Annotated in this window: 15 protein-coding genes; 3 read left to right on the top strand and 12 right to left on the bottom strand. The window is 49.5% G+C overall.

Annotated elements, in window-relative coordinates; genetic code table 11:
• Window positions 1-155 precede the first annotated feature (155 nt).
• A complete protein-coding gene (rpsF, locus tag NC980_RS16840; RefSeq protein WP_190377202.1) occupies window positions 156-473 on the top strand; it encodes a 30S ribosomal protein S6 in 318 nt (105 codons plus the stop codon).
• A 79-nt stretch (window positions 474-552) separates the two neighbouring features.
• Here rpsF and NC980_RS16845 read toward each other — a convergent pair whose 3' ends face one another.
• The 6 genes from NC980_RS16845 to NC980_RS16870 form a co-directional block, all read right to left on the bottom strand.
• Window positions 553-1,194 (bottom strand): HAD family hydrolase, encoded by a 642-nt coding sequence (locus tag NC980_RS16845; protein WP_190377203.1) that lies wholly within the window; start codon window positions 1,192-1,194, stop codon window positions 553-555.
• 43 nt (window positions 1,195-1,237) lie between these two features.
• Window positions 1,238-2,437, bottom strand: coding sequence for an NAD(P)/FAD-dependent oxidoreductase (locus NC980_RS16850; protein WP_190377204.1), 1,200 nt, complete (start codon window positions 2,435-2,437; stop codon window positions 1,238-1,240).
• Window positions 2,438-2,469: 32 nt separating this feature from the next.
• Window positions 2,470-2,928, bottom strand: a complete 459-nt coding sequence (gene tsaE / locus NC980_RS16855; protein ID WP_190377205.1) for a tRNA (adenosine(37)-N6)-threonylcarbamoyltransferase complex ATPase subunit type 1 TsaE — start codon at window positions 2,926-2,928, stop codon at window positions 2,470-2,472.
• Entirely contained in the window at window positions 2,925-4,289 is a 1,365-nt protein-coding gene (locus NC980_RS16860; protein ID WP_199298556.1) for a gluconeogenesis factor YvcK family protein, read from the bottom strand. Before NC980_RS16860 ends, tsaE begins: the two co-directional genes overlap by 4 nt.
• Before the next feature lie 190 nt (window positions 4,290-4,479).
• On the bottom strand, window positions 4,480-4,998 hold the full coding sequence (gene lspA / locus NC980_RS16865; protein WP_190377206.1) for a signal peptidase II: 519 nt from the start codon (window positions 4,996-4,998) through the stop codon (window positions 4,480-4,482).
• 51 nt (window positions 4,999-5,049) lie between these two features.
• Window positions 5,050-5,607: a biotin transporter BioY gene (locus tag NC980_RS16870; RefSeq protein ID WP_199298561.1), complete on the bottom strand. Its 558-nt coding sequence runs from the start codon at window positions 5,605-5,607 to the stop codon at window positions 5,050-5,052.
• Between the two features lie 190 nt (window positions 5,608-5,797).
• On the opposite strand from NC980_RS16870, the gene bioB reads away from it, so the two are divergent.
• A complete protein-coding gene (bioB, locus tag NC980_RS16875; protein ID WP_190377208.1) occupies window positions 5,798-6,748 on the top strand; it encodes a biotin synthase BioB in 951 nt (316 codons plus the stop codon).
• Window positions 6,749-7,064: 316 nt separating this feature from the next.
• Here the strand turns inward: bioB and NC980_RS16880 are convergent, their stop codons facing one another.
• The 4 genes from NC980_RS16880 to NC980_RS16895 form a co-directional block, all read right to left on the bottom strand.
• Window positions 7,065-8,558, bottom strand: coding sequence for a hemerythrin domain-containing protein (locus tag NC980_RS16880; RefSeq protein WP_190377209.1), 1,494 nt, complete (start codon window positions 8,556-8,558; stop codon window positions 7,065-7,067).
• 82 nt (window positions 8,559-8,640) lie between these two features.
• Window positions 8,641-9,912, bottom strand: coding sequence for an ATP-grasp domain-containing protein (locus NC980_RS16885; protein WP_190377210.1), 1,272 nt, complete (start codon window positions 9,910-9,912; stop codon window positions 8,641-8,643).
• Window positions 9,913-9,931: 19 nt separating this feature from the next.
• Entirely contained in the window at window positions 9,932-10,816 is an 885-nt protein-coding gene (locus tag NC980_RS16890) for an isoaspartyl peptidase/L-asparaginase family protein (protein ID WP_190377211.1), read from the bottom strand.
• A gap of 69 nt (window positions 10,817-10,885) precedes the next feature.
• A complete protein-coding gene (locus NC980_RS16895) occupies window positions 10,886-13,210 on the bottom strand; it encodes an ATP-binding protein (protein WP_190377212.1) in 2,325 nt (774 codons plus the stop codon).
• A gap of 325 nt (window positions 13,211-13,535) precedes the next feature.
• Between NC980_RS16895 and NC980_RS16900 the strand changes: the two genes are divergently transcribed.
• A complete protein-coding gene (locus NC980_RS16900; protein ID WP_190377213.1) occupies window positions 13,536-14,519 on the top strand; it encodes a DMT family transporter in 984 nt (327 codons plus the stop codon).
• On the opposite strand, the gene NC980_RS16905 is transcribed toward NC980_RS16900, so the two are convergent.
• Window positions 14,455-15,375, bottom strand: a complete 921-nt coding sequence (locus NC980_RS16905) for an alpha/beta fold hydrolase (RefSeq protein ID WP_190377214.1) — start codon at window positions 15,373-15,375, stop codon at window positions 14,455-14,457. The two genes, NC980_RS16900 and NC980_RS16905, sit on opposite strands and share 65 nt — an antisense overlap.
• A 56-nt stretch (window positions 15,376-15,431) precedes the next feature.
• Complete coding sequence (gene bchD, locus NC980_RS16910; protein ID WP_190377269.1) at window positions 15,432-17,465, bottom strand: magnesium chelatase ATPase subunit D; 2,034 nt, start codon at window positions 17,463-17,465, stop codon at window positions 15,432-15,434.
• Window positions 17,466-17,559 lie beyond the last annotated feature (94 nt).

A 17,559-nucleotide genomic window follows, 5' to 3' on the forward strand; every position in this document is an offset into this window, starting at 1 on the left:
ATGAGCGCGGCGAATTCACGAGAAACTGGTATAGAATTGTAATTCCTTGCCCTTTCATTATTGGGGTTTCTCTGCCTAAATCAAGTGCGAATCACTAATTTATGCGGTTGCCCGAATAACTTGAAAGAGCCATTTAGTCCGTAAGGAGTTGTTTAATGAGCCAGTTGTACGAAACGATGTATATTTTACGTCCTGACATCGGGGACGAAGCGGTTGATCAGGCGATCGAGAAGTATCAATCGATGTTGAGAGAGAACGGTGGGGAGATTATCGAGACTCAGCATCGGGGTAAGCGGCGGTTGGCTTACGAGATTGACAGACTGCGCGAAGGAATTTACGTGCAGATGAATTTCCGGGCGAATGGCAACCAGATTGCGCCGATGGAGCGAGCAATGCGGTTAAGTACTGAGGTGGTTCGGTATTTGACGGTGAAGCAAGAGGAGCCGGAAGTCGCTGAGGCAGTTGAGGCTTAGCATTTCGCAGTTTGAAGCTTAAAAATCTCCGGTTTCATTCCGAAACCGGAGATTTTTAATGAAAATTTTCAGCCCAGTCTTATCGGCTGAGCAAAATTCCCCTTAATCCCGCAGCGTTGGCGGCTTCGTAGTCTTCTTGCAGACTGTCGCCAATGTGCCACGCATCGCCAGGCTCACACTGATGTTTAGCAAGCGCGATCGCAAAAATCTTCGGGTCAGGTTTGGCGACTCCTGCTTCTGTTGAGATAGTGATCGATGCAAAGAAATCTGCCAGATCCAGCGCTCTGAGAACTTTGTACAGTCGAGAATCGAAATTCGAGAGAATGCCTAGCGGAATATCAAGACTCCGGAGTTTTGTCAGTGTTGGAACTGTATCGGGATAAACGATCCAAGGTTTAGCCGTCTCGAAATGCACATACAAATCGGAAAAGAAGCCGGAAAAATCCTCGAACTGGTGTAACACGCCCGCTTGATCGAAGGTCTGCTGTGCGATCGTGTTCCACCACTGCTGCTCAAGCTGGGGAATTTCTAAGATGTCCACTCCCGGAAAGGTGCAGGGCGGAGACGCTTTGAACGCTTCGTAGAAGGCACTATCAATCACGCTAGCATTGACTGCGACCCCGTATTTCTGAGCGATGTCACGATACACTTGACCGACACTGCCTCGCACCCCAAACAGTGTGCCAACTGCATCAAAAAACACCACACGGGGACGCTTCATCGCTCGATCACGCCAAACTCAATAAAGAATCGAACCACTATTATCAATTGTTTTGGGTCAATGTGTTGATGATCGGGCGGGTGATCCAGTTGAACCCAACGCGGAGTTGATGTCTGAGGGTTGGCATTCGATTCAGGTAAGCTAAGCGACGAGCCAGATGAGCTAGGGTACCATCGAGCTGAATTCCAAGCCCAGTCAGGGTCGCTTCATTGATGCCCAGGGTCATCATTTCACCGAGATATTGATAACGGAAAGGCAGAAGCGGCCGATCGCTCAGCGATGCCCAAATGTTCCAGCCTGCGTAATCCGATTGCTGAAATGCCGCCTGAGCCGTGGAGGGAACTTGCTGATTGTCAGCATCTTTGCAGTCGGCGAGATCCCCGATCGCGAAAATCTCAGGCCGATCGACGACTTGTAGCGTGGGCGTAACGACGATTTGATCGCGTGAATTTTGCTTAAGGGGTAGATTCTTCACGACTTCATTCATGCGAGTGCCGATCGTCCAAAGCACCAAATCGACCGGAATCGTATCGACTACGCCTTTGTAGAGCAGCGAGATACTGTCAGCCGTGATCGATTCCACTGAAGTTTCTAAATCTGTCCAAATGCCGCGCTTTTCAAGGGCTTGCGTGGCTGCTTCGCGATTATGCGGAGAGGACGATCGCAAAATTTGATCCGAAAGCTCAATCAACCGAACCCGACCGCGATCGCCGAGCTTATCGGCGATCTTGCAAGCGAGTTCTACGCCACTGTAGCCCGCCCCGACGATCGCAACCCGAATCTTATCGGCATCTGAAGTTTCTAGCTGTCTGAGCCGATCTTCTAGCCGATAGGCATCTTGAATTGTTCTAAACGGAATCGCAAATTCTGCCGCACCTGGAACGAGATCCAACGGAGTTTCCCCGCCCATTGCTAAAACTAGGCGATCGTAGTCGAGCAATCCGCCGTCCTCTAGCCGGACTTGCTGCGTTTCGATGTTAATTTCAGTCACCGCCGACTGACGGAACCGGATCGACGTGCCTGCGAGCAGTTCTTCGTAAGGTGGCGCGACTTCCCACGATTGCAGTTCTCCGGTAACGACTTCGTAGAGCAACGGAGAGAAAACAAAGCGATCGCGCGAATCAATGATCGTAATTTCTGGTTTCTCGGTCTTTGTCCAAGGAAGACCATGCAAACGGAGCGCAGTGTACAAGCCCCCGAAGCCACCACCGAGAATACAAACTTTTGCAGGAGTGTGAGACATAAGACACGCGAGAAAGGGCAACTTTCTTAATTCTAAGTTCGGAATTCTAAATTCGGAATGACTGCTGCGCCGATCGCCCGAATTTCTACCTTACGTCCGGTGGCTTGGTAACTTAGGCAAACTTCCAGGTAAGACTCTGGTTTATAGGCGAGTCGTTCTGCCCACTCGATCGCGCAGATTCCTGGTTCTACTTCGATGCCTTCCCAATAGATCTCAGGGTAAAGCGTGGCGGTTTGGTGCAGTTCTAACCGGTACAGATCGAAGTGATAAAGCGGCACTCGTCCGCCAAGGTATTCGTTAATTAAGGTAAATGTCGGGCTTTCGATCGAGTCTTCGATCCCCAATCCCTCACCCAATGCCTGCACAAATGCGGTCTTGCCGCTGCCTAAATCGCCTTGCAATAAAAGCACCGTTCCCGCAGGCAATTGCTGCCCGAACTGAAGACCGAGCAATCGGGTATCGGCGGCGGTTTTGAGGTCGATCGTTTTCATCGTCTTGAGCGTTCATACCAGCGAAGAATGACCCGTGCGAGCTTGCGCGAATCATGACGCACATAGCCTGTTTCTTCATCCTCGGTCATGATGTTGGCGCGAATCACCCTTCGTCCGAGCTGCATCACTCGATCTGGATCGAGATCAACCGGACGAGACTGTTCTTGAGCGTATCGTAAGAGCGCCTTGGAGGAAGGCGGCGTTTTTTGCACCAAGACCGAATCGAATAATTGCTGTCCACAAGCTTGATCGATCGCCCGAATATGATCTGCAACCGAATAATCATCGGTTTCTCCGGGTTGCGTCATGATGTTGCAAATATAAATGCAGGGGACTTGCCGAGCCGCGATCGCCTCGGCAATTTCAGGCACCAGTAAATTCGGAATAACGCTAGTGTAGAGGCTTCCAGGCCCGATTACGATATAGTCTGCGTCCTCGATCGCGTCGATCGCTTTTGGCAGTGCAGGGGGATTTTCGGGTTTACAGCCAATGCGAACGATTTTTCCTCGCGCTTCCGTGATGCTCGATTCGCCTTCAACGTAGCGACCATCGGCAAGTTCTGCCCACAATTTCACATCGCTTAAAGTGGCGGGTAGCACCTGACCGCGAATCGCTAACACTTTGGAACTCGCTGCGATCGCTCTTTCAAAATCTCCGGTAATGTCGCTGAGTACAGTGAGAAATAGATTTCCAAAGCTGTGTCCAGCCAGTCCGTCGCCTGCTTTGAATCGATATTGAAACAGTTCGGTTAGAAGTTTTTCTTCGTCTGCTAGCGCCGCAATACAGTTGCGAATATCTCCCGGAGGCAACACACCAATTTCGCGCCGCAAGCGTCCCGACGAGCCGCCATCATCCGCCACCGTGACGATCGCCGTGATATTTGCGCTAATGCCTTTTAGTCCTCGCAGCAGCGTTGACAGCCCGGTTCCACCTCCGATCGTTACAATTTTCGCGCCTCGATTCAGCTTGCGGTGGCTAATCAGCACATCGACTAAATCTTCATCGCGATCGCTCATCAAAACTTCGGTAATCGATCCAAACGTGCGCGTCTGTCCCCAAAACACCAGCAGCAGCCCCAGAATCAGTACCAGTGGGCCGCTAATGTAGTTTGGAATCAGGCTCGTGATCAACTCCAGCAACTCGCCGGAGAACTGCATAATATAAAACACCGGAGTCAATCGGCTCCAGATTGCTACACCCAGTAACACCATCAAAATGCCGCTGACGCTGATAAACATCCAGCGCTTGACGAGCAAACCCGGAGACAGCCACTTAAACCAGTGACTCGCTCGATCGGGAAGACGGCGCGAATACGAACGCGAAACGCGCATTGCCTTTTTGAGAAAACGATTGGTCGTCATGCTGGGGTAAACCTTAGCGGGATGGCTCGATCTAGCTATGCAGCATACCCTAAGTTTGGAATTGCAACGGGGCAATCCTGAACGGAGGACGCGCAGTTATTCTGACAACTACCTTGTTTTCTCCGACTTTGCCTCGCTAACCGGGAAGAATTTACGGAAAATTTATTAGAAGACTAGAAGTATTACGGATTTAATTTGGGTGCTTTTGCGGGTCGGGGGTGCGATAAATTCCGATTAACAAGCAGATAATGCCGACATTGATAAAAATATCGGCAAAGTTAAAAATTGGGAATTGAATCCAGATGAAGCGCGGAAACGGATTCGGATAAGGGACATACACAAACGGAACTTTAATAAAATCGACCACATGACCCAACACAAAGCGATCGATGCCGTTGCCTAGGGCCCCGCTCAGAATCAAGCCATAGCCGATCTGCTCCCAGCGCAGCATTCGTCTGCCAAACCATGCCCACGCCATCAGCGCCACACTCGCTAACAGCGACAACCACCGCAAGATCGGACTGCCAGAGAGAATGCCAAATGCGGCTCCATCATTAATCACATAAACCCAGTGCAAAATCCCTGGAATGACAGGAATATCCTGGGGCGGAATCGTCAGCGCCATCGTTCTGACCACGATTAGCTTGGTAAGCCGATCGATGATCAATCCCGCGATCGCGACGATCCAGAAAAAGCGGTTTTTTAGCATGACGTGACGGTAAGAGGAGCAGATTCCAATTCTCACAGAAAATTGATCCGCTTAGTAAAACATGATGCGGCGCAGCACCAAGGCTAGAACAGCGATCGCGCAAGTCACAGCTAATTGTCCCGGTAGTAAATTCACGGAATAGGTGAGAAACGCTTGCCAAATCGAAGCCGTTCCGAGATCCACCCAGCGCAGCACCGAACCGACCAGCAAGTATAGAATGCCGACCAAGTGAATCACGAATAGCCCACAAAGCGCGCTAAATGCGAGAGTTTCCAAGCGGGGTACTGTTTTGAATGCAAGATAGCCGCAAATCCAGGCACCTGGAACAAATCCCAGTAAGTACCCAAAGCTAGGAGCGCTGACATACTGAAGCCCGCCCCCTTGCGAAAACACTGGAAGTCCTGCCAGTCCCAGCGTCAGATAAGCAATTTGTGACATGATTGCCGCATTTTTCCCACCTAGGCAACCCACCAGCAGCACGGCTCCGATTTGATAGCTCACACCGAGAAAATACAGCGGAACCGATTGCGATGCCCAGGGAAGCCCCACAATTGATGCCCTCAGCAACGTTCCTCCGATCGTCAACATCAGTCCAATCAGTGCCCACATCAAATCGGTGATCGTAATCCGAAATCGGGGGCGCGATCGGGCCGGGGGGCGGCGGGAGGGGGTACGAGTCATCGTGAAGAAGTTTTCCATCAGTCGTGTACGGGAAGTGCCAATCGCAAAATCCGGCAGTGGAGATTGTATCGCACGGCAGAATCGATAATGATAAAGAATCGTTCTTTAGCGTTGACTTATGATTGCTGCTGTTCAAACTCGCGATCGGATTGCCCAAATTTATCATCAGCCGTTCCCTGATTTGCTGTTTGAGGCGCAGCGCGTTCATCGCGAACACCACGACCCGCGCACGGTACAGTTTTGCACTCTAGGAAATATTAAGAGCGGTGCTTGTCCTGAGGATTGCGGCTATTGTGCTCAGAGTGTGCATCACAATACGGGCTTGAAGCCGGAGCCGCTGATGGAGATTGATTCGGTGCTTGAAGAAGCAAAGGCGGCAAAAGCAGGCGGGTCAACGCGGTTTTGTATGGGAGCCGCTTGGCGAGAGGTGCGAGACGGGGCACAGTTCGATCGCGTTCTGGAGATGGTGCGTCAAGTGGCAGCGCTGGATCTGGAGGTTTGCTGTACGCTTGGAATGCTCAAACCGCATCAGGCACAACAACTTAAAGGGGCAGGGCTAACAGCCTACAATCACAATTTAGATACGTCCGCAGAATATTACGACAAGATTATTACCACCCGGACTTATCAGGATCGCTTAGAGACGATTCGGGCGGTAAGTGAGGCAGGGATTTCGGTGTGCTGTGGTGGCATTTTGGGGCTAGGTGAATCAGTGAACGATCGCCTCTCGCTGCTCGAAACTCTGACGACGTTTGATCCGCCCCCTGAATCGATCCCAATCAATGCCTTGATTCCAATTGAAGGGACACCGCTTGAGACTGCGACTCCGATCGATGGTATTGCTTTGGTGCGAATGATTGCGACCACTCGGATTCTGTTTCCGAAAGCGATGGTGAGATTGTCCGCAGGTAGAACTCAAATGAGTGATGAACTGCAAGCCATGTGTTTCTTTGCAGGAGCAAACTCGATTTTTACGGGTGCGAAGCTGTTAACGGCTCCGAATCCAGAACGATCGCACGATGAGGAGCTGATTATCGATCGATTGGGAATGATGCCGAAACCGCTTTAACGTCAGTTCGATGAGTTTTTTCGCTTCGATTTGAGCGGATCTGCCCCCTAAATCCCCCACGAGTGGGGGACTTAGAGAATCGCGATTCCCCAAATTTAAGGAGCCTTCTAACCTTCAAAGTCCCCCACGAGTGGGGGATTTAGGGGGCTACCCGCAGATCCAAACGCAGCCAAGACTTGTATCGAACTCACGTCACCTTAGAGAATGCTTGAAAAGTATAAAAGCTTCCTCGTTCCGTTCGATTTCGCCCCGGAATGGAATTCGGGCGAGTGAGCGCAATAACCGATGCTTTTCAAACACCCTCTAATATCAAATATCAAATGAGTTGAGCAGTTTTATTGCGATCGCGATAAGTCGAAAGAAACACAATAAACAGAATTGCAAAGGTCAGATCAATCACACCAGAAAGTAGATAAAACGGGTGAAGCTTACCCAGCAGCGTGTGATATGCCAGAATTGCAAAAACGCTTGATTGACCAATAATCCCTAACCTAACAATGTCGTGATTTTGAGAAATATCGCGACCCACCCACCAATAACCAATCCCGATCACAATTACAAAACCATAGAATAGTTGGTTATATTCAGGATTCATGAGAGATTCAGTATTCAAGGCAGTCCGAATCCAACCATCGGCAAAGAGAAAAACGATCGCTTCAATCCAGTTAATCACTGCTTTAACTTGAAACATCCGTTTCCAAGCCATTGCGTTGTTCATTGCATTGTTTATCGAACCTTCCTCCCATTGATGGTTATGATTTCGATCGCTGGTTTGTTGCAGTAGATGTGGAAGCTGCTCGTGTGCTTGTAGTTTGCTTTTCGCTGCTTTGAAGTCAGTTGCCATTTGCTTTTGCTGTTCCGGGCTAAAGTTGTGCTTCAAAATTGGAAAGATATCTTTTTCTTCTTGATTGATATGGTCTCGAACAGCCTGTCTCACTTGCTTCACTTTCGATTTGAAGTCTGGATCTCTAACATCAAGCGATCGCACCTCATCTAACATTCCGATCGCCTCATCGGTTTGCTCCACAATATCCGGCATAGCTCGATAGTAGGGACTAGCCGCATGATAAACAATCTGCTCTTCTGCAAGACCATGAATGCTGACATCCTTGTAAAGTTGGACAAAGCACTCTTGAATCTTTTCCGGATCATCAGTTGCCAGAATTTCAGCAAACAAAATATCTGACTTGGTGTGATCCATCAGCAACAGATCCCGAATCGACATCTCATCATCCGTGCGAGTAATCACACTGCCTGCGACACCCGTGAGCGCGGCGATCGCATCTTCCACCCGCGCCCAAAGTCCCTGATCTGGCTCTTGTCCGGTCAGTTCCCGCACCCCCAAAATCTCTAAAATGCCTTTGAGTTGTTCTTGATGAGCGCGATTTTCAAAATTAACCGTGTGAATCGGAGCGATCGCAGCCTCAACATCAGCCCCAACCAACTGTGCTGCTTTATGAATCGTGAGACCCGTCATTGTTTGCCGATGTTTGAGAAGCTCATGCTGAAAGACTTTCTCAAACACAGACAGTTTAGAACCTTGCATCTGAGTTTGAATCTCTTCTAGCTGCTGTTGGATACTTCTTTTAGGCTGAGATTGAATACCGGACTGAATAATCACGGTCTCTAGAATGCCTAAGTTTTTTTGATCGTCTTCCAGCATTTTTAGCAATCGCTGGCGAATATGATCATCGTTAACTAAGTTAATTAAGCATTGATCATTAGAAATTAGTAATTGTTGCAGCGATCGCATCTCTGATAACTGTGTTGCGATCGCGCCTCTGTTTGTGGCATTTAGCGGCATCACCATAACTTCCTCTCTTCTGAAAGGCTTACAGTCGCTACAATACTCACTCCAAAACGACCCTTCCTCTACTCTAGGAAGCACGTTTTCAACTTGAGCGCTGCAATCCTTTGTTGTGCAAATGCCGCTCAATTTGCTGCATTTCTTCTATTGTGGCTCCGGTGACAATGCCATAAATTTCGGTGTAGATTTTGCCGTATTTCACTTTTTCTAGGGCTGATAGGATTAAAAAGTCTTTCTGCTCTAGCTCTGGCTTTAAGCGGGTCAAGATAGAATTTAATGTGCCTTCCATCCGGTAATCGCTAGAGTATTTAGCGATCGCTTTATCCAACTTCAACAACTCATGGCGCTGTAGACACAGAGGAGTAGAGCCGTTAATGCGAAAGTTGGCATCGATCGCATACAGTTGCCCGTCTCGGTCTTCCAACACATCTACACCAATCACGCCAAAATAGCCTTGTTGGTGAGCATACTGCGCGACGTTGGCAATCAATTGAGAGAACTGGCTCAAGTCGTCAGTATAGTCAATCAAGCCGCCCAGATAGTCCCCTGTAGAAGTCGTAAGCTGCTGAGTCACACCGATTAACGTAATCTCACCCTGTTGATTCACATAGAACTGAATGCAGTAGTTTTGAACTTCGTGTTGAACAAACTCTGAAACAATGATTGTTTCTAATAAATGAATTCTTAGATACTTCTTTAGTTCTTCCAGACAATAGTGCAAATCACTAGGGTTACGAATGATATAAGTTCCCTCACCGGAAAGACCATGCGAGGTTTTGATCAGGTAAGGAAACTGCTCTGGAAGCTGGATCTCGTCAAGACGAGTTTGCTTAAGCTGATAGGTTTGATAGTTCGGACAAGGCACTCCTAGCTTAGAAAGAGTCACTTTACTCAGCAGATGATAGTGTATGTCTGGATCAACTGCGTGTTTTTCGGGAAGCAATCGATCGAACGGAAACAGAGTAATCACACGATCGATCTGTCCACTCTCGCTGAGATCATCCAGATAGGTGGAACAATCCAATCGTTCGATCTGACTATATTGAAAGCCAAACTGATCACGCCAGTATTGCATCAATAAAGGCGGTGGCGGAACAATCATCACACCGGGCAACCCGTCGCCCAACACAGCTAAATTTTTCCAAGGTTCTTTTTGGCAAATCTTATCAAACGAAGTTTTGGTCGCTTCACTGCTACCATCCTGCAAAAAATACTTTCGCGTGTTTGGATATGCCGCCCAGCTTGCAGTTGCAGGATAGTTCAAAATCAACGCATCCCGATCGCGCTGAATGTCTTGAGCGAACAAATCAGACAGCGAATTCCCTTGAAAAAATTGAAATGTGTGCTGAAAAGACATAGTGAACCGGAAGCGGAGGTTATTTTTTGCGAGTAAAAGTAGCAGGTTGCTCTAAATCCTCATTCATGTACGCAACTGCCATATCCTGAGAATTGTGCGCCCAACCGATCCGCCCTTGAGAATCAAGCAAAATACATCCCGCCTCACCTTCTACACGACTAACTAAGGTCTCGATCGCAAATTGGGCTGCCTCATCTGGATGCTGGTGTCTGAGCGCATCGATCGCAGTCTTTGCTAACACAACTGGAATAATCGATTCACCATCGCCTGTGGTTGAGCAAGCACCGACCTGATTATCGGCATACAGTCCGCACCCAACCACGGCCGAATCGCCCACTCGACCTTGAGGCTGTCCCGTGATTCCACCTGTGGATGTCCCCGCAACCAGGTTGCCATTCGCATCCAGCGCCACGCATCCCACTGTATTTGGACGATCCAAAACTTCTGCCTCTTCTTTCCACTCCTGGTATTGTTCTCCGCTCACCAAGGCTTCTTTTGCACAAATCTCTAAGCCATGTTCGTGAGCAAACCGTTCTCCGCTGCGAGCCACCAAGAAGCGGGAGCGCTTTTCCATAATTTTTCGAGCAACTGCGATCGGATGACGTACTCCCTGAACCGCAGCGATAGCCCCCCACCCTAATGTTGCTCCGTCCATGATTGCAGCATCGACCTCGACTTCACCTTCGCGATTCAGCGTCGAACCGAAACCCGCATTAAAAGTCTGATCCGATTCTAGTACCCGAATCGCGGCTTCGACGGCTTCTGCTGCACTTCCACCTTGACTCAGCACTGCCCATCCAGCTTCGGCTGCTGATCGACAACCTGCTTGATTCGCTGCCACTTTGTCCTCTGAAATCGTTTTCGCCCCGCCATGAACAATGATCACGGGTTTTACGCTGCTCATTTCTGCCCTAGCCCAACATTTACTCACTACAATAGCGATTGCGAATCAGCGCCATCTCTACCGCAGGGATCACGATCGTGGAGCAGACTCGCGGTTTTGAGCCGACGGAACCGGACACGCTAATTGCAGCAGATTTTTGATTTCAGTGAATAGAACTTCCAGCACGATCGGCTTGGCAATGTGAGCATCAAATCCTGCGGCAATCGCGCTTAGTCGATCTTCTTCTCTCGCATTTGCCGTCAGCGCGATCGCCGGGATGCGGCAAGACTCAACAGCACGAATATGCTGGATAAAATCGTACCCATCCATTCCCGGCATACTGATATCGCTGAGAATCAAATCGGGCGCGAATGACGAGAATTTAGCGATCGCGTCTTGAGCCGAGTCCGAGAGCGAAACGATCGCTTGCTCATCTTCCAAGATAAATCGCAGCAACTCTCTCGCATCTGCTTCATCTTCAACAATTAGAACTTTGTAGCCGCTGAGACATCCAGTTACCTGTGGAGTCAGGGAAATCACTTCAGGCATCAATTCAGCACTAGGATTCAATACAGGAAGCTTCACGATGAAGGTCGCACCGCGATCCACTCCTTCACTTCTTGCTTCAACCTTGCCCTGATGCAGTTCGACCAAGTGCCGCACGATCGCTAAACCCAACCCCAACCCACCAAAATTCCGAGTTGTGCCGCTATCCTCCTGCCGAAATCGCTCAAATACGTGCGGCAAAAAGTCTGGATGAATCCCTTTTCCAGTATCACTGACGCTGATTTGCACGAAACTGGGTGTCTCGTTCGGAGGATATTCAAGTGCGATCGTGACTCGTCCGTTTTGTGGGGTGAATTTAACCGCATTCGTCAGCAAATTAACAACCACCTGCTGCAATCGATTCGGATCGCCGTGGACTAACAGCTTAGACTCCAAGTTTGGAGGCGAAAACGCGATCGAAATGCCTTTTGCTTCTGCGGATAGTCTAACCGTTTCGATCGCCGATCGAACCACTAACCCAATCTCTAGTTCAATCTGTCGCAGCACCAGCTTGCCACGCAGAATCCGGGACACATCGAGCAAATCTTCGATCAGTTGCGATTGCAGTTTGGCGTTTCGACTGATCGTTTCGATCGCTTTTTGCGTGGTGCTGGCATCGAGCTTACCGCTCTGTAATAATCTTGCCCAGCCTAAAATGGGATTCAGCGGCGTTCTCAGTTCGTGCGAAACGACAGCAAGAAATTCATCTTTGATGCGGTTGGCTATCTCAGCTTGCGATCGAGTTGCTTGCTCTCGCACTAGCAGCTCATCTTTTTCTAGATTCGTTCGCTCTAATTGAGCATTCGTCTTTGCTAAGGCGCGATTGGTTTGTTCTAGAATTTCGTTCAGGCGCGATCGGGCTTCGTATTCTGCAAGTTGAATTTGAGAAATTGCGAGTTTAACCTGCGCTTGAGTCTGTTGAGTGATCGCGGTTCCAGTAAACAATCCAATCACACATTGAGTCAGCAAACTGAGCTTATGCACCATCAGCACGTCTGAACTAATCGGAAATTCAGGCAAGGTTAGTGCTTGAGGATATTTCAGCACATAGCTTAGTAAGGCGGAGATGACACAAAGACTAGCTGTACTGGCACCCCCCACGGTTCCAAACCGCAGTGCTGCCCAGAGAATCGGCACAAAGTTCAGAAAAGAAAATTGCTGAAACGCAAATCCTGTTTGACTGGTTTGGGAAACGCTCAACAGCGCGATCGCAAAACACAGACCGACAATCACAATCTTCTCTGCTCTCAGTCGGGGTGAATCTTGACACTGGGGAGACGGAGCAGGCAGATCTTCTGGTAACCATTGCCAGCGCTGTAGAGTTGGAGTCAGCGTCAGAAGCGCGATCGGGGCAAGCACCATCGTTGCGATCGCGTTTCCCAGCCACCAGGGTGGGATTGTGTTCACTACGGCTTGCCAAGACATTGTGCCAGTCAAAGCTAAAGACAAACTCCCTACAACCGCAGAACTTGCACAAGCAAACACGGGCGCACTCAAAATAAAGGCGCTGACATCCTTGAGCCGCCCCAGAAACAGCGATCGTTGCCAAAACTGACGGTAAAACCACCATGCGACGAAGGGTTCAACCGCATCGGTCATACCAACCCACTGCATCCAGCCGCTACTGCCCCAGAGCGGCGCGAGAATAGTAGAGACGAGTCCAGCAACGATCGCGGCGGCAGGTCCAAACCAAATCGCTAATGTAATCGCGACTCCTGACGGCGGAAACCAGAGCGATACCGCTGGGTGTATCCGAAACAGTAGTGCGGCGTAGTGTGCGAATACAAGACCACCCGCACCAAGCAGCAATGGCAGCCAATTTTGCTTGAAGCCGCGATTGCGATCGCGGGTGCCAGTGGCATCGTTCATGTCAAACTCAAGCCTGTGCTAGACGGGATCTGTCTTATGATAGACATAAAATATGAGTATATTCCTGATAGCAGATCCACTGATCAAGGGGCACATTCTAAGCAACGCATCCGTGATCCTCCGAGCTGCTCAGATCTCATCCTGGCACTGATCACTCTGTACTCTGGCGGCTCCGCCATCTTAGCAATTTTGGTTATTGAAATTCCGTCGCAGATTTTGGCTAAACACAATTTAGGGTCGAATCGTTAAGAAACTTAAAGAATATACTTTGAGAGAGGCGAACAGCCTGTGTTGATCGCATTGCCATCCTCAAATTCTCGACGTTATGACCCAACCTCAGACCGATTTGATTCAGCGCCCTGCTCGGTTTCAAACTTTCACCCTACAGTCCATTCTTTCCGTCCTCACGCTCTGTTTTGCTTTGTTTGCCCTTGCAAGTGGTTCAATCTTTATGACGATCGCTCGGCAAGACATGAGCGCGAATCAAGTGGCATTTTATCGAGTGGCGATCGCGGCGATCGTGTTTGCAAGTTGGAATAGCATTCGAGCCGTTGTCTCAAAAAAAGAGCCAGAATCCGATCAAATCCGTTGGCGCGAGGTTAGGTTACTGATTGCTGCGGGTGCTAGTTTTGCAGGATTTATCGTTTCGCTGGCTTGGGCACTGGCGCATACTCAAGTCGCAACCGCGACATTACTGACTCACATGATGCCCATCTTCACAACCTTGGGAGCGTGGTTGTTTCTCAAGCAGCAATTTAGCTCACAGTTCTGGATGGGTTTAGTCATTGCATTATCGGGTGCAGTTGCCATCGGAGCGGGAGATTTTAGCTTGTCGAATGCAACAATCTGGGGGGATGCTGCGGCTTTACTGGCGGCAGTATTGATTGCGATCGAAATGCTGATCGTCGAACAACTGCGGACGCGACTGACAACCCCAACGATCGCGATGTGCGAAGCGGCGATCGCTGCTGTTTTAATTCTTCCCGCAATACTATTCAGTGGTTCGGCCATCCTTCCACCTTCTTGGCAGAGTGGTTCAGCGGTGATTGCTGCCGCATTGATTACGCAAGTTGCAGGGCATGGATTGTTAACGTACAGTCTGAAGAAGTTTTCAGCCGGACTGGTTTCGGTTGCGCTCTTAGCGGTTCCGATTATTGCAGCCGGATTAGCGCTGGTGTTATTCAGGCAAACGATTCAGATCGGAAGCGCGATCGCATTTGTCGTGGTTTTAGGTGGAATTTATCTCACAGTGACGGCTCCGAAGGCGGAAAACCATGAGTCGTTTGCTCGATCCACCGTTGCAGAATAGGATTCACTAATTCTGGGGCTTCATCCTGCGGACAGTGACCAACTTGTGGCAGCGGAATGAATTCTTTGACTTGAGGATACTCGGCAAATTTGCGACCGAGCGAGATCGGCTCCCACGGATCGTTTTCGCCCCAGAGAACGATCGTTGGACAAGGCAATTTCGGGAACAAATCTTCGGGTAACGGCCCTGAAGAATATCCGGTAAATGCAATGAAAACGGCGGCGGCTCCTTGGTCGCTTGCGGCTCCAAGCAAGAGTTCAACTAATTCATCAGTCACCGCTTCGGGTCGAGCGTATGCCTTGAGCAGAATGTTTCGCACCGCTTTTGGTTTGGCAACCTGGCTGAAAAACCATTGCCCGAACGCTTGATTTTTCAGCACTTTTTGCAGAATGGGCGCACCAATGCGTTTAATCCAAGGTTGGGTTGCCCGATGTCGATCGTGCAGCAACCGTAAAGAGCAATTGAGCAAGGAGAGCGATCGTGCAATTTCAGGATGATCCACCACTGCCTGCATCACGGCAATACAGCCGATCGAATTGCCAATTAAAACCGCAGGTTCTCCGACCACTTCGCGACAGAAATCTGCAATTTGATCACCCCAAGTTTCAAACGTATATTCAATCTGTTCAACAGGTTTTGGTTTTGCCGATTTGCCGAAACCAACGAGGTCGATCGCATACACGCGGCAAGTTTTCGCCAGTTCTGGCAGGTTCTTGCGCCAATGAAAGAACGATGCACCAAAGCCATGCACTAACACGACTGGAGTTCCTTCAGTTCCCTGAGTTTGATAGGCAACTTGGAACCCCTTCCACATCCAGATCTTGTATTCGGTTGAAACTGTGGGAGCCGTTAGCATGATGGCGCTGTGAAGTAGTCGTACTCTTTAAGCGTACAAAACTTCACAAAGTTCTGCTACTTGGTTTTGATATCGGCGATCGCGTTTCGGGCAACTCCGGCGATCGCAGCGTCCGTCGCTTTCGGCAAGTGATGATACTTTCCACCCGCTTGTTTGGCAAGTTCTTTAGCAAATCCAGTTGAAATGAATTTGTTTTCCGTATCAATCACCAAAAGCTGAATGCCCAAGGCGCGAATCTTCGCTGCAAGTTCTAAAAGTTCGCCTTTGATATCAGGTTTTTCGCCTTCAGGGAGGGTTTCACCCAGCGATCGAGCCAGTGGAATATTGCCGCGCCCGTCCGTAATTGCCACAATCACAACTTGCCCGATATCCCCGGATTGTTTTGCATTCAGTCCAACTCGAACTGCTTGCGTGAGTCCATGCGCCAACGGAGAACCGCCACCACAGGGTAAGCGATCGAGCCTGCGTTTCGCGGCTTCAATTGATCGAGTCGGCGGCAATAGCACCTCAGCCTGTTCACCCCGGAATGGAATCAACGACACTTGATCTCGGTTCTGATACGCTTCAGTCAGCAAGCTTAGAACCGCACCTTTGGCAGCGTTCATCCGATTGAGTGCCATTGAGCCAGACGCATCCACCACAAAAACGATCAGCGCTCCGGCTTTTCGAGCCAGTCGCTTTGCCCGAATGTCACTTTCTTCGACAAACACTCGTTTGCGTCCAGTCGAGGCTTCCTGAGATCTGGATCGTCTTGATTTTTGATAGGGTGCTGCCGTTCTCAGAGTCGCATCCACTGCAATTCGCCGGACTTTACCTTTCGGTAACATCGGTTTGATATAGCGTCCCCGATCTTCGGAAAGCACGATCGTTCGACTGCCGGATTTCCCTTGCCGCGTTGCCATCTGTGCAAAATACAGCACTTCTGGATCGAGAATCACTCCTTCTGGATCAAAGACGAATTCTTCTGGAATGTTCGGAGTCTCTTGCTCTGGTTGATCTTCCGGTTCGTCTTGGTCTTCTTGATCTTCTTGCTGATCTTGCTCTTGATCCGATTGATCTTGAGGGGGGGGCGGCGGTGGAGGTGGAGCTTCTTCGGGTGGCGTTTGAACGATCGTCGATCGTGGAATAATCACCAATTCCACCGCTTTTCTCAAATCTTCTGCATTAACCTGTGTGCGTCCTTCTAATGCGGCATGAGCTTTCGCAACCCGCAGCGCAAACAGTTCGGCACGATGTCCCTGAACCCCACCGCGAACGGCTTCTGTGACTAAATATTCAATTTGCTCCAAGCTAATCTGCACATCTTGGAGCCATTCCCGCGCCAAGAGAATCTGCGTTTTCAGCGCGTCAATGTCTTCGTTGTATTGTTCAAGAAATGCTTGTGGCGAATTGGAATAGCTAGTCGCTTGTTCGACCGCTTGAACACGATCGTCTAATCCCAACACCATATCTGCCGACAAAGAAATCGCAATACGATCGAGCAAATGTTCTCGCAATGTTCCTTCTTCAGGATTGTAGGTTGCAATCAATAACGGCTTACAAGGATGCTGAAAACTGATGCCTTCACGCTCGATCTGATTTCGTCCATCGGTTAGAACTGACAACAATAAATTTGAAATTTGATCATCCAGCAGATTAACTTCATCGACATACAACACGCCGCGATTTGCTTCTGCCAACAATCCAGGCTGAAACACCGTTTCGCCTTGTTTAATCGATTGGCTCACGTCTACCGAGCCGAGTAATCGATCTTCAGTTATACCTAAAGGAATCTGTACAAATGGGGCGCGAATCACCTCAGTTGGCACATCTTCGGCATCGCCAAATTGCTCCAGCGTGAAGTCGTCCCACTCTGCGATCGCACCCGGTTCGCAATTGCTCACTGAGTCTTTCACAACTTCGATCGGCGGCAGGAGCGCGTGAATTGCTCGCGCCATTACAGATTTAGCGGTTCCGCGTCTCCCCGCGATCACCACGCCACCTAAGCCGGGATCAACCGCAGCAAGCAGCAGCGCCAGTTTGATCGCTTCTTGACCCACAACGGCAGCGAGAGGAAAAGCAGTAATTTGAGAATTGATCGTGGCAGGCATTGATAAATTTAGATTGCTATCAATCTCCACCATACCAAGATCTGCGGCTCGATTTCGCTGTACTCCAAAAGGTTTGATATAGTACCCAAATACC

Source organism: Leptolyngbya sp. AS-A5, assembly GCF_039962495.1.
GTDB lineage: Bacteria > Cyanobacteriota > Cyanobacteriia > Leptolyngbyales > Leptolyngbyaceae > Leptolyngbya.